This window comes from Tolypothrix sp. PCC 7601 (genome assembly GCF_025677855.1).
Classification (GTDB): domain Bacteria; phylum Cyanobacteriota; class Cyanobacteriia; order Cyanobacteriales; family Nostocaceae; genus Aulosira; species Aulosira diplosiphon.
This window is the reverse complement of sequence record NZ_CP064879.1, coordinates 3,954,773-3,968,383: the sequence shown is the minus strand read 5'-3', so window position 1 is coordinate 3,968,383 and position 13,611 is coordinate 3,954,773. Positions and strand designations below refer to the sequence as shown.

11 protein-coding genes are annotated in these 13,611 nt (G+C 35.0%); all 11 read left to right on the top strand.

The window, feature by feature from the left end; genetic code table 11:
• Positions 1-1,406: 1,406 nt before the first annotated feature.
• The 11 genes from pssD to HG267_RS16450 all read left to right on the top strand — a co-directional run bounded on the left by pssD (position 1,407) and on the right by HG267_RS16450 (position 13,504).
• Positions 1,407-1,856: a PssD/Cps14F family polysaccharide biosynthesis glycosyltransferase gene (gene pssD, locus HG267_RS16500; protein ID WP_045871857.1), complete on the top strand. Its 450-nt coding sequence runs from the start codon at positions 1,407-1,409 to the stop codon at positions 1,854-1,856.
• Positions 1,853-2,362 (top strand): glycosyltransferase, encoded by a 510-nt coding sequence (locus tag HG267_RS16495; RefSeq protein ID WP_045871858.1) that lies wholly within the window; start codon positions 1,853-1,855, stop codon positions 2,360-2,362. Before pssD ends, HG267_RS16495 begins: the two co-directional genes overlap by 4 nt.
• 38 nt (positions 2,363-2,400) lie before the next feature.
• The gene (locus HG267_RS16490; RefSeq protein WP_045871859.1) at positions 2,401-4,446 is read left to right on the top strand and encodes a GumC family protein; all 2,046 of its coding nucleotides are present in this window, start codon (positions 2,401-2,403) and stop codon (positions 4,444-4,446) included.
• Positions 4,443-5,792 carry a hypothetical protein gene (locus tag HG267_RS16485; RefSeq protein WP_045871860.1) on the top strand — a complete coding sequence of 450 codons (1,350 nt, stop codon included), beginning with the start codon at positions 4,443-4,445 and terminating at the stop codon, positions 5,790-5,792. Before HG267_RS16490 ends, HG267_RS16485 begins: the two co-directional genes overlap by 4 nt.
• Positions 5,793-5,835: 43 nt before the next feature.
• Positions 5,836-7,029 carry a glycosyltransferase family 4 protein gene (locus HG267_RS16480; RefSeq protein ID WP_096621986.1) on the top strand — a complete coding sequence of 398 codons (1,194 nt, stop codon included), beginning with the start codon at positions 5,836-5,838 and terminating at the stop codon, positions 7,027-7,029.
• A 13-nt stretch (positions 7,030-7,042) separates the two neighbouring features.
• Entirely contained in the window at positions 7,043-8,275 is a 1,233-nt protein-coding gene (locus tag HG267_RS16475) for a glycosyltransferase family 4 protein (RefSeq protein WP_045871861.1), read from the top strand.
• A 13-nt stretch (positions 8,276-8,288) separates the two neighbouring features.
• Positions 8,289-8,993 (top strand): methyltransferase domain-containing protein, encoded by a 705-nt coding sequence (locus HG267_RS16470; protein ID WP_045871862.1) that lies wholly within the window; start codon positions 8,289-8,291, stop codon positions 8,991-8,993.
• Positions 8,994-9,075: 82 nt separating this feature from the next.
• Positions 9,076-9,813: a class I SAM-dependent methyltransferase gene (locus tag HG267_RS16465; RefSeq protein WP_052335279.1), complete on the top strand. Its 738-nt coding sequence runs from the start codon at positions 9,076-9,078 to the stop codon at positions 9,811-9,813.
• A 123-nt stretch (positions 9,814-9,936) separates the two neighbouring features.
• Positions 9,937-11,382, top strand: a complete 1,446-nt coding sequence (locus HG267_RS16460) for an oligosaccharide flippase family protein (protein WP_045871863.1) — start codon at positions 9,937-9,939, stop codon at positions 11,380-11,382.
• A gap of 107 nt (positions 11,383-11,489) precedes the next feature.
• On the top strand, positions 11,490-12,662 hold the full coding sequence (locus HG267_RS16455; RefSeq protein ID WP_045871864.1) for a glycosyltransferase family 4 protein: 1,173 nt from the start codon (positions 11,490-11,492) through the stop codon (positions 12,660-12,662).
• 74 nt (positions 12,663-12,736) lie between these two features.
• Positions 12,737-13,504, top strand: coding sequence for a class I SAM-dependent methyltransferase (locus HG267_RS16450; RefSeq protein WP_045871865.1), 768 nt, complete (start codon positions 12,737-12,739; stop codon positions 13,502-13,504).
• Positions 13,505-13,611: the final 107 nt, after the last annotated feature.

The window sequence follows — 13,611 nt, the reverse complement described above, 5'->3', positions numbered from 1 at the left end:
ATTGATGTGTAGCAAACATTATTTGAATTGGTATAACCTTCTCTGGATTCTCAGAAGAAAAAATCTATTCAGGTGCAAGGATGGGAGTCAATACTGCTCGGTTAAGGATTTTCAACTCGGAATTTGGTTTGGGGAAAAGGTGAAAGGGTTAGGGTTAAAGGTTTTTTCTTGCCCATTTTCCCCTTCCTCTTTTGCTCTTAACCGACAAGTATTGAGATGGGGGTAAAGTATACCCCCATCCTTGCATCACACTGGTCAGATTCAAGACGGTGTATCCGAGGTAAAATCAAGACAAATTTTCAATTGCTATAAATATGAAGGATTCTGCAAGAAGTATCAAAGCTTCTAGCATAGTATCAATAAGTGCCTGATCAGTATCTCTTACGCACTCAAGTAATTTAAGTTATTATTTTTACTTTACAGTTACTGAAACCTGAAATTACCATCATCACAAGAGATTCGATGATTTTAAGAGGATGAGATAGCATAGAACACCAATAATTATAATGCTTGTGTAAACAAAATTTGAACTTTTTATAAAAAACGGGGAAACTAGTTGCAAATTTAACATGACTAATCGATGATAACTAATAAGTAAATCACGTAAAAAACAGACTAAAAGTTTCAGTATTATTACGGTTGCATCACCTATCTACCTCGACTTTAATGTCGATTTTAATCGGGGATTTTGAAAATTAGTTATTGCTTGGGGTAATTTAGTTATAAATTACCAGTAGTCAACATAGGAAATTGTTTGGCAATTTCATGTGATGTGCAAAACTACGTAAACTTATCTTTTTTCTGTTTTTTATATGTATGGTTTTTCATACATAGATAATTGTCACAAATCATATAGGATAGCTCAATATCTGGGATGTGTTATAGAGTGTAAGAAAGTGTTAAGCTTTTAAATCCAAGTAATACATCACATATAAATAGGTGTGCCTCTACATTTAAATGCTTTGGACTCGTAAGAGACGTACTCATCAGTTTTCCCAACTATTTAATTTAAATAATCTAATTAGGAATATTGGTGATTTGCTACATAGTTGATTAGACAATTGAGGTAGCAATTAACCTTTGTTTCTGATTTCATTGCATCAAGGCAGCTTTTTGTAGGCTATATACTTTTGATGTCAAGCTTGCTTGTGCTTGAATATTTTTTAGTCATGGAAAGCAAAGCAGAAAGAATTATTGTTAACCCTTAATGGTTAATAGTTACATTATTGGTGAACATCGAAAAATTAGATATTGGCAACAAACTCATGTTTGGTAATTAACTAATCACGTCGAAGTCAAAACTGAGATTACTTAACTTTTTGGTTGTGTAATTTTTACAAACCAGATAAGTTTCAAATATTCATTTTTCCTTTCACCTGAGTGCTGTTTGGTCTAAATTAGAGACGATGAAAATAATGTTGGTATGTACTTCTGGCGGTCACTTTGCGACCATGAGAAGTTTGCAGTCTTTTTGGTCAATGCATGAGAGAGTATGGGTGAGTGATCGCAAGAGCGATACAATAATTCTTGAAGAGAGTGAGAAAGTACATTGGTTGCCTTATCAAGCGCCCAGAGATATTTTAGCTCTAATCAAGAATATTCCCAAAACCTTCCAATTTATCCGTTTGGAAAAACCTGATGTAATTATTTCAACTGGAGCTAGTATTGCTATAAATTTTGCCTTTGTAGCTAAGATTTTAGGGATTCGATTCATCTACATCGAAAGTATCTCTCGTGCTAATGAATTAAGTATTTCAGGGAGATTGGTCTACCCAATATCTGATGAATTTTATGTTCAATGGGCTGAACTTTGCCAGAAATACCCTAAAGCAATTTTTAAGGGATATGCATCATGATTCTAATGACCTTAGGAACTATTTCATTTCCGTTTGACCGTGCTGTATTGTGGTTAAAGATATTAATAGAACGTGGCGTAATTTCTGAATCTGTGTTTTTGCAATACGGGACTAGCGACGTTTCTATATTAAAAGGAATGTCTTCTGTAACTTTAGAACCAACGATTACTGCCCAAGAATTAGTGAAGTTGGTAGATGCTTCTCGCTTAGTTATTTCTCATGCTGGGCAAGGTTCAACTAAGATGCTAGCAGCTAAAGGTGCAAGTTTTGTGATTTTACCAAGACTCAAACGCTACGGAGAACATGTTGATGACCATCAGCTGTTATTTGCTCGAAGCGTTGCGAAATTTGGGATCAAAAGCTTTCTATCGTTAGATGAATTAGAGAAGGCTATTGTCGAACCACCACCATACTTTCAAGAAAAAATCTTTGCCTATCCTAGGCTAACAGATTACCTGTTGACACAATATCCTCCTAAGAATAAGACTATTCAGTTAGTTTCGTAAGCTTATTATCTATTTGTAGTTATTTGAGGTTTAAAGCTGTGAAGGTATCTGCAATTGTAAAAAGACATGGACTAGCCTTAGCTGGATTGAATAGCCTAACCATTGGTGGTACTGCAATCATAGCTATATTTTCACCAAGGGTTTGGACGGCTAGTACTCAACTAATATTGCCGGATACCACAAGTAACTTAGATGCGAATTTAGGCAGTTTAGGACAAATCAAAGACCAAGGAGTTGCTTTTACTAACGAACTCAATCCTTTACAAGTGCAGACTTCCATCATCACTAGCGATGATGTGATTCGTCCTGTTTGGTTTACTGATCCTGAAAAAGATAACTATAGCAGCCTTGAAAGCTACAAAAAACAATTTAAAGTCAAGCCTGTAGACCAATCCACAACTATTCGCTTAGAGGTAACAGGTTCTTTAGCAGAACTGGCAAGAAACAGGTCAGAAAAACTGCTTTTGAGCTACCAACGTCGTCTTAACGAACTGCGTCAGGGAACTTCCAATTCTCGACAGCAATTTAGCAAGGTGCAACTTGAACAAGCAGAACGCAATTTGCAAATAGCTAAGAATAAACTGGCGCAATTCAAGCAATCTACAGGATTGGTGAGCAATGATGACCAAACTAGGAATTTAGTAGAAGCCATTAAAAGTTTGCGAACGACACAAATTGAAGTGCGTTCCCAAGCGCAAGCTGCAAAAATGCGATCGCAAGCTTTAAGTCAGAGACTGGGGATGTCTGCACAACAAGCAATGAATTCTTTACGTTTGAGTCAAAATAAGGAGTACCAAGGACTAAGACAAAAATTATCAGAAGTTGATACTGCGATCGCCGCCCAAAGGGGTAATTTTACTGAAGAACACCCCAGTATCCAGTCTTTGCTGGAAAAGCGTACTTCATTAAATGATGCACTCAACCGACAACTAAGTTTGCTAATTCCTGGTTCGGAAAAACTTGATACTAGTTTTGGTGGTAATAACTTTAAAGATCCGACAATGGATTTAATTGTGCAGTTGATTCAAGCCGATACTGATGGCCAAGCACTAGAACAACAAGCAAAACAAATTCAAGCTCAAGTGCAGAGTTTGAATGCAGAATTAAAATCAATTTCTACTAAACAAGGAGAACTGTTAGATTTACAACGCAAGTATGAGATTGCAGAAGGGGTTTACAAAGGTCTTGTAGCTCAGTTAGAGCAAGCAAAAATTAGCGCTTTTAACTCTTATCCGAATGTGCAAATTCTAGATTCACCGACTGTTGATCCTAAACCAACAAGTCCCAAGTTATCTTTGATGGTTCTGGGTGCAATGTTGTCATCAATCTTTGGTAGTCTGGCTGTTGTCACATATCTGGAATCTCGTAACTCGCTACTCAAAGTCAAGGATTTGCAAGAGATGGAATTGCCTATTTTGGGAAGAATTCCGACTCTCAAAGCTGCGACTAGAGGGTTGAAATTGGAATTGGTATCGGAAATAGGGTTTCAACGCTTGGCTTCTACCCTCAGCTTGATGTCTTTAGAGAAGCGTCGTTTGATGGTGAGCAGTTCTATACCTGGCGAAGGTAAAACTACGGTAACAATTGGACTAGCTGCAGCATTAGCTGTTTTAGGTTTCCGAGTGTTAATTATGGATGGCGATTTCCACAAAGCTCAACTAAGCAAGTATTTTGGCTATGCTGTCCCGCGAGAAACAAATGTTTTACCTTCACCAATAGCGGTAAATTTAGGATTAGATTTTTTACCTGCACCTTCGATACCGACGAATAAGGTGATGGAATTTGTAGCGAGGGGACGTTTTGAAGAGTACTTAAATAAAGCTCAGAAGTTAGGCAACTATGATTACGTGATTGTTGATAGTGCTCCTGTGAATTCGACGGTGGAAACGGCTTTGATGGCCAAGATATTCACCAACGTGTTGTTAGTAGTTAGGTTGGGAGTCAGCGATCGCCACATGTTACATGAAAGTTTAGAACAACTCGCACATCACAATGCCCAAATTATCGGTTTAGTACTGAATGGTATCGAGCAACGAGGTGAGGGGTATGTATACAGACAAGATGGGCAAAAGATTGAAGCATGAAACGACATTTATCTTTAAACGCTTTTTCATCAAGAATAGATAGCTATAACGATAAACTCTTTCGCGGTGTTTTGATTCGTTGGGAACTCTTAACGCAAGCAGAAAAAGTTGTCAGCCAGGGAATTATCTTGATTCCCCTGTGGTGGTTAATTGGCTGGGCTATAATGCCATTTATATGGGTTATTGGTATCGTAATTTATGAATACAAAAATTATAAAAAAATACGTTTATCTCGTCCTAGTGTAGAAGTCATTGCAATACTTTTATTTACCGTTAATAGCATAATTTCTTTTATAGTAAATTCTCCACAAATTTATCCAAGAGGGCTGATTTTCCCATTTTATATGTGGGGATGCGGTGGACTGTTACTTTGGTATATTCAAAGCCATAAAATTCGCATTCGCTTACAAGTTGTCGCTTGGGCATTTTCTATTGCTATCTGTATGATGTTGGTTTGGTGGTTACTGTTTTACTTTATTCTTAATGAGCCATACTTTATTCCAACGAGAACTCTTTATGCAACCATTCTTGATAAAGGAGCACGATATAATCCTAATGATATAAGTAGTGTTAGTAATTTCTTGGTTCCATATAACTCTGCCGAAAGAGGTTTTGGAGGATTATATCGTTATACATTCTTCTTCACTCATCCAACAGTTTCTTCTTTTGCTATAGGCTTTGCAGGACTCATCGTTTTAGATACTAAAAAACGTCTATGGTATTTACCAATTATTACAGTATGTTCTTTTTTAATCCTGATTTGTCAAGCACGTAATGCTTGGTTAGTGTTACCTATAATCCTGATTTTACGGTGGTTATTTATAAATAGTAAAACAAAAGAAATTGCATTTATATTAACATTATTATCAATCATAAGTTTTGTCAGTCTCTCTATACCTTCAGTTACTAATTGGATTAATGAAACTAACTCTAATACAGTAGAAGTTACTAGTAACTTCCGCAAAGATTCTACGGAAACACGGAATTTGATTTATCAACGCACATGGCAAAGTATTGTTGAAGAACCTTCTCTAATAGGACATGGATTAAATGGAGCTTCTGTACAGCCTGGGTTTGAGTTTGCTGTGGTCGGTACTGAGAGTTTTATTTTGGGAACCTTACTTTACAAATCAGGTTTTTTAGGTACTGGATTATTTATCACTTTTTTGTTTGCTTTTCTCCGATGGTTTTACAAAACACGCGAAAATAGACCTATTTGTAGTTTTTTAATACTACTATATTTTGGCTTAACTTCTCTAGTAACTGAATTTGAAATACCCGTTGTAATCATGACTTTATTGTCAAGTATGTTATTCAATCCAAGTCAAATTACATCTAAAAAATAATTGTTAAAAACATGCTTTTTTATTTAAAATAAAGGAAATATTTATGCGTAAATTACTAATTTTGCCTGGGGACTGTGATACTATTGGAGGGACATTAGTTTCTTTATCTATGCTCATTACTGGAGTTAAGGAACAGCAGATACAGAAGCATATATGTGTCATAGTTCAAGCAGGTTCTGTAATGGAGAAATATTTACACAACCTGGGATTAGATTTTTGCCTTCATGCAATTCCTGCCGTTACCCAAAAAGAATTTTTTCAGAAAGGAATTCAATGGGTAAGCCAACAACCAAAAGTCTATCCTTTGTTATTGGATAACTGCGCTTATAACTACTTGCTACCAACTTTCTTGATGATTGCATTTCGACTACGTTTCAGCGGCCGTACTATATATTACTTTTGTCATGACTTGGTAGGTTCAGGTAGATTTTGGGGTTATTTAGCTAGAAAATACATTTTTTTTTGTTTGTCTCCTCGTGCTCTTTGCAATTCGCACTTTACCGCCCAACATGTGCGACATCTAATGCCCAATGTCCAAGGTGTTCTTTACCAGCCAGTAGATCAGAAGCGTTTTAACGATTTACCTCTGCTGTATCTTCCCAAAGAATTGCAATCAATTTTACAGCTAGGATTTCGTGTCATATTGACACCTTCACGCATTAACAAGCATCCGAAAGACGGCGAAAACTGTGATAAAAATTTGCGAACTTTAATTCCAGTTGTTGCACATTTGAAGACTAGGGGTTATGATTATCACGCAGTAATTATTGGCGAAGATAAGTCTCCCAATCAAGTTAATAGCCGTATCTTACTTGAAAAAGCTGAAGAGCTAGGAGTAGCAGATCGTTTTACAATTCTGCCTGCGACTATAGGCATTGAAGATTATTATAAATGTGCAGACATAGTAGTTACACTCGCTCATAAAGAAGCTTTTGGTCGCGTTGTTGTAGAAGCGATCGCTTGTGGTGTTCCTGTTGTTGGTAGTTGCAACGGTGGCATTGGCGAAATACTTAATCATTTTGCACCAGAATGGACAGTTAATCCTAATGATCCTATTGCTGCTGCCGAGGCTATTATACGCATTGCTAATGATCCGAACACATCCAATCTTCTAATACAGGGCAAAAACTGGGTTCAGTCAAAATGTAGTATTGCTAGCTACGCCCAACATATGATGGAAATTACAGGAATAATTAGTAATACGAGAATTAATCAAATCCCTTCATTGACTAATTAAATAGTTATCTCTTATGAATGTACTATTGCAAGAAGCTGCTACAAAAATTGAGCAATCCCAAAAACGAGATATTTTAATTATCTGCCGTGTATTTTTCCCGGATGCTGGAGGAATACAAGAGTATGTTTACAATCGTTGTATGCAAGATCCAACGCAGATTGTGGTTCTCACTTCTAGCTGTACAGGTGATCGAGCATTCGACCAAATGCAATCATTTCCTGTCTATCGTTGGTGGATGCCTGCAATTTGTAGTTTGGGAGCGTTTGGAAGTATTATCAAGCAAATTCTAAATATATTCTGGTCAGTGACACTAGGCATCAAATTATATCAAAAGTATCGCTATAGTTACATCGAATGGTGGCACGGTTACGACTTCCCAGCGTTATTGCTATTAAGCTATTTATTGCCTGTAGAGTGTGTGATTTACCTTCATGGTGATGATGTATTATGTCCTTTAAAAAATCCAATTTTTCATTTTTTATTTCAGTGGACATTACAACGCACTAAAGTTATCGTGTGTAACAGTAAATTTACGCAAAGTTATGTCAAAAGCAATTGGAAACTGAATAGGCATATTGAAATAATTCATCCCACTATCAGAGCAGAAAAATTCGGTGATCTAAGTTTAAACAGTTTGGAAGATTTGCGTCAGCAAATTCGTGATAAATATCAAATTCCAAAAGATGGTATTGTAATATTATCGGTGGGTCGTTTAGTAAAACGTAAAGGCTTTGATCGTATAATTCATAATTTACCACACCTAATAGCAGCAGGATTGAATGTCTATTATTTAATATGTGGTCGAGGACCGATGGAATCGGAACTCAATGAATTAGCAAATAGATTGGATGTTAACTCACGGGTAATTCTTACAGGATATATCTCTGATGCAGATTTAGCAGGATATTATTCAGCTTGTGACATATTTTCGATGTTAACTTTTTATGATAGTAATAGCCGAAGTATAGAAGGATTTGGAATAGTTTATTTAGAAGCAGGTTATTTTAGCAAACCAGTCATTGCTTCACGAGTTGGAGGAGTAGAAGATGCAGTTTTTCACGGAGAAACTGGTTTATTAGTAGATCCTAACTCATCAGAAGAAATTTTATCTGTACTGCATCAATTATGTGTTGATAAAGAACTACGTCAGCGACTTGGTTTTAGGGGAAAAGAATTAGTAAATCGGACAATTTTCCATCGAATTATTTACATGAATAAAGTTACACATAAAATTATAAATAATTAAATTTAGGTGAAGTATGAGTTTATCTAACATATTAGCTGAACAAATAGGTAACTATGATAATCCAGCTTCTATCGGTTATAAGTTACGCTGCAAACGTATAGAAACACTTATCTCTATAATAAGTAAAGTCTACGACAAATCGAAGGAAGTAAGAATAATTGACATTGGTGGAAGAAAAAATTATTGGCAAATACTACCTCAAGAAATATTGAACAAATACAAAATTTACATCACAATTGTAAATTTACCTGGAGAAATATTGCCAGCGTCTGAAGAACATTATCAATTCATTTATGGAGATGCATGTAACCTCAAAATTTTTGAAGATAATTCTTTTCATATAGCTCACTCCAATTCAGTAATAGAACATGTTGGAAATTGGAATAACATGAGTAAATTTGCTAAAGAAGTAAGAAGATTAGCACCAAACGTTTATGTTCAAACTCCATATTTTTGGTTCCCAATTGAGCCACATTTTATGTGTCCGTTTTTTCATTGGTTACCTCGTCCATTACGCATTAGCTTGATTAAAAATTTTGATTTAGGTAATCATAAGCGTTCAAAAAATGTTCATGAAGCGGCTACTAAATTAGAAAATTATCGTTTACTGGATAAACAAATGTTACAGGAATTATTCCCAGATAGCGTAATTAACTATGAAAGGCTCTTCGGTATAACTAAGTCTTTGATTGCTATTCGATCTGCTGAAATTAGTTAGCTTCTTATAAGCTAATAAGGAGTGAATATTTACAAATAAATATGTAATCAAAAGTTAACATCTATTTTCATTCGGAATACATATGAAGCTTGAATATCGCAAAGTAAAAAATACATCTCATATAGCAGAGTTCAAAACATATCTGCATGATTTGACTACCGCTCCAGAAATTAAAAGAATATGTGAAGTAGGTGGAGGAGCAAACCCAGCTATTTCCTTAGATTTGATTGATAAATATGGATTGGAATACACTTTACTTGATATATCTGCTGAAGAACTAGCAAAAGCTCCAAATGGATATCATAAAATTCAAACTGATATTTCATCTCCTAGCTTGAATATAGATAGAGAATTTGATTTAGTTTTTAGCATTATGCTAGCTGAACATGTTCCAAATGGGCTGACTTTTCACAAAAATGTCTTTAATATCTTACGAGATGGTGGGTATGCAATACATGTGTTCCCTACTATGTATGCTCTACCGTTTATTGTTAATCAAATATTACCGGACAAATTATCAGAAAAAATTTTATGGGCACTTTCACCCCATAGAAAAACAGATACGAATAAACTTAAGTTTCCAGCTTATTACAGTTGGTGTCGTGGCCCTTTAAATAGCCAGATAAATAAGTTTGAAAATCTTGGTTATAAAGTCGAAGAATACGTTGGTTTTTTTGGAACTCCCGCCTATTTTAGTAAAATTAAGCCACTCAGTTTATTAGATGATTGGATGTCTTCTATATTAGTTAAATATCCACAACCATTAATTACAAGTTATGCATATCTTTTATTGCGTAAAGATTTTAGCTTGTTAAATTGAATATAGCTTTTTGTGATTGCTAGCAAGCTATTTCAGCTTTTTGTACAGGGTGCTTACTTTGTAAGTATACGTTAATTTTGCTATTAAATCTACTAATGATCAGTATGCTGCTTAAATTTTACTATGACTGTAAGCAATTCAAAAAAGTTATTTAAAGCGAGTTTATGGATGACTGTAAGCTTTGGTCTTGGCAAAGTTGCTCAATTACTTTCTCAAGTTTACTTGGCTCGTTTACTCTCGCCTGAAGACTTTGGTATTTGGGCAATGGTTCTAGTACTTTCTAATTTTTCCCTTCTTTTTAGAGATAGTGCTATTGCTCAAGTATTAGTACAAAAAGGTTTAGATGATTCCAAACTAGTTAATACTGTTTATAGCTTAGGTATTAATATTTCTATTTTTTTATTTTTTATACAAGCTTTAGCAGGATTACCTTTATCTTACTTCTTTAAGCAACCTATTTTATTTCCTTTGACAGTACTATCAGCATTTATCTTCCTAATTGGTGCTGGTGCTGGTTCTCATACTGCAATATTACAAAGAACAATGAAGTTTAAAGAGCTAGCTATTTGTGATTTGCTAGCTAATTTTTCACGAGTGTTTAGCTTAGTTATTAGCTCGATGCTTGGATGCGAATTTTGGTCTTTTGCTATTGGAGAAATTACTATGGCTTTGGTGGATTCCTGTTCAAAGCGTTTTTTTAGTAGGTATGAATTTAAATACTATTTAAAATTGGAGAGAAATAAAATAAATGAAGTCAATGGCTTTATTTTAGGTGTTATAGGTAGTAAGATTGCTCATCAAATGAATATAACGGGAGATAACTTAATTATTGGAAAATTAATAGGAACACAAGCTCTTGGCTATTACAATGTTGCTTATCAATTAGCTACCACACCAGCTTTTGCATTTTCTCAAATTAATAGTCGTGTAATTTTTTCAGCACTGTCGCAAGTGAGTGAACAGAGAAAGTCATTGATAATGATTGAAAAAGTCGTTGAATATTACGCTACTACTGCTACTTTAATATATGGTTTAGCATTTATTTTAGCACCACCAATCATCCTACTAATTTATGGGGACAATTGGAAACAATCTATCAGTATATGTCAAATCATATTAATCTTTTCCTATACATCAGGTTTTGTATCAATCCTTGCTGCCTATCTATTGTCCATGAATAAATCTCTAGAAATTGCACGTATAGACTGGTTTATCGTTCCTATTTCTTTAACTGCTTATTTTATTGGTGCTCAAATAGGAGGAGTACAAGGTGTTGCGATTGCCGTTACATGTGTTATGGGCTTTGTTGCTTCAAGTTGGTATCTTATCTCAGCATGTCGTATCGCTGGAGTGAATATTCTAGCCTTATTAAAACCAGCATTGATGCCGACAACAGCTATATTAATAGCTTTAGCAACAATACGAGTGATTCCTTACCCTCATAACGGAGCTATTTATCTACAAATACTAACTTTAGTATTTCTTTATATAACAATAATTGCTTTAATATCAAAAGGTCATTTACCTTTTAGCATCTTTAGAAGATTGCTTTATAAAATAGGTTTATAGAAATAGTATCAATAATTGTAAACTTGGTTTTTCTTGGTTATAAACTTAGATATTCAAAGATTTTAAATTGCTTTATTCTCTTTATGTAATCTAATAAAATTAACTTTATGAATAATGATTATCAAGCTTTATCAATTACGAGTCATATTCTTGGACATCACACCTATGGTAAACTCTTAAGAGAGTACTTCAACAATTCAAATTCCCTTGGCTCAGTAGACTTCTATTGGTTTAAAGAAGAATGTAACAAGTTACTCTGGCTTGCCACTAGATCTTTTTATTGCAAATTCCCAAGCTCTTGGATTCAGCAGCGTAATTTAGATTTTCAATGTCTTCGTTCTGAATTGACAACTGCATATATTACTAAGTTGTTAATAAAACAAAAATTGCACAGTAAGCAATATTCTGTTATGCATCTACATACTCAAGTTATGGCTCTCTTAGCCCTTGAGTATATGAAAAGAGTTCCTACAATTGTTAGTATTGACTTTACTGCTGCGCTGAAATATCGTGAGATGCAAGATGTGAGTTTTCAGTGGACTTATGCTCCAAATATTTCATTAGAAAAAAGAGTTTTTGATGCTGCTTCTCAGATCGTGACATGGTCTGAGTTTGCCAAACAATCTGTGATTGAAGATTATGATATTAATGAAAATAAAGTCATAGTCATTCCTCCTGGCGTTAATTTAAGTGCTTTAGAATCTGACAATAATTCGGCAGATAAAAATTCTGATAACTGTAACATTCTATTTGTAGGTGGAGATTTTAAAAGAAAAGGAGGACATGATTTATTAAAAGTCTTTCTAGAGAATTTCTCAAATATAGCAATTCTTCATATAGTTACTAAAGAAGCTATTGAATGTTCTCATCATCGCGTGCGAGTTTATAACAATATAAGTGCATATACGCCTGAATGGAAATCTCTTTACCAACAAGCAGATATTTTTGTAATGCCTACTTATAGTGAGGGTTTACCTCAAGTATTTATGGAAGCTATGGGATTCAGTCTTCCGATAATTGCTACAAATTTACCTCAAATGAAAGAAGTTATTATTAATGATGTAACAGGCTTTATGATTCATCCTGGAAATAAAAATGAATTAGCAAAAATGCTCAAAATTTTGGTTGAAAACCCTATATTAAGAATTGAAATGGGTAGAAAAGGCAAGCAGATTGCTCAACTTAAATTTGATATTCATAAAAACTGCTCTCATCTAGAAAGTATCTTTAAAGAACTTTCTGCTAGTCAAGGGAGAAATATCTACACAAATATTTTGTGATCTGTTGATTAGAACCAAGCCTTTGCAAGCAAATCTATCTTGTCTCAAATTTTGTACACAAGGAATAAATTTATATGAATAGCCAAACCATTAGTTACAGTTCAAACTATTTCCAAAGTAGTTTTTTTGAAACTGATTATCGAATTCTAGCTTCTGTAATTTTTGAACTTTATCGCCCCGCAACTGTAGTAGAATTCGGCTGTGGACCAGGTCATTTAAGTAGGGAATTCGCGAAGCTTGGGGTACAGGTTATAGCTGTAGACGGTTACTCTCAACCAAACTTCACTGGATTTTCAGTGGAATTTCATCGACTAGATTTAAATAACCCTGTAGCAATCGCCAACTTCTTCACGAACAAGCACTTTGACTTAGCTGTATGTTTAGAAGTGGCTGAACACTTACAGCCAGAAAGTTCGTCTACTTTAGTTAAGTGGTTGACTCAAGTTGCCCCTATAGTAATATTTTCAGCCGCTGTTCCCGGACAAGGTGGACATGGGCACATTAATTTGCATCCTCGCGAATACTGGCACAATGAATTTACTCAACATGAGTTTGTAATCGCAGATCGTGTACGTGAGAAGTTACGCGTTACTTCTAGTGTTGCACCCTGGTATCGCTACAACACCATTGATTACTTGCAGCGTCAGCATCCTCAAGCTCCAGATTCAACTGAGGTCATTCCTCGTTTGATTGCCTCTGAATCAGCATCAGCAACAGGTTATTACCAAGAATATGATAGGCGATTTCTTGCAGAACTTCGTCTAAAGTATTCGCCTTTGCAGTTTTATACACCGATAAAGCAATTTCGTCAGTTTACTAAATACCTTCTTGGTAGAGCTTAATGGGCTTCAGAATTGAAATATACGGGACTTACGCATGAGCAACAAGAAAGCTGAAAGCGGATTGTAAGAAAGTATACACCAATAAACCTTTGTTGTGGCGTAGATTC

Excerpts from the sequence above, each read along its gene's own strand:
- pssD (WP_045871857.1), top strand. The coding sequence starts at position 1,407 with ATGAAAATAATGTTGGTATGTACTTCTGGCGGTCACTTTGCGACCATG.
- HG267_RS16495 (WP_045871858.1), top strand. The coding sequence starts at position 1,853 with ATGATTCTAATGACCTTAGGAACTATTTCATTTCCGTTTGACCGTGCT.
- HG267_RS16485 (WP_045871860.1), top strand. The coding sequence starts at position 4,443 with ATGAAACGACATTTATCTTTAAACGCTTTTTCATCAAGAATAGATAGC.
- HG267_RS16480 (WP_096621986.1), top strand. The coding sequence starts at position 5,836 with ATGCGTAAATTACTAATTTTGCCTGGGGACTGTGATACTATTGGAGGG.
- HG267_RS16475 (WP_045871861.1), top strand. The coding sequence starts at position 7,043 with ATGAATGTACTATTGCAAGAAGCTGCTACAAAAATTGAGCAATCCCAA.
- HG267_RS16470 (WP_045871862.1), top strand. The coding sequence starts at position 8,289 with ATGAGTTTATCTAACATATTAGCTGAACAAATAGGTAACTATGATAAT.
- HG267_RS16465 (WP_052335279.1), top strand. The coding sequence starts at position 9,076 with ATGAAGCTTGAATATCGCAAAGTAAAAAATACATCTCATATAGCAGAG.
- HG267_RS16460 (WP_045871863.1), top strand. The coding sequence starts at position 9,937 with ATGACTGTAAGCAATTCAAAAAAGTTATTTAAAGCGAGTTTATGGATG.
- HG267_RS16455 (WP_045871864.1), top strand. The coding sequence starts at position 11,490 with ATGAATAATGATTATCAAGCTTTATCAATTACGAGTCATATTCTTGGA.
- HG267_RS16450 (WP_045871865.1), top strand. The coding sequence starts at position 12,737 with ATGAATAGCCAAACCATTAGTTACAGTTCAAACTATTTCCAAAGTAGT.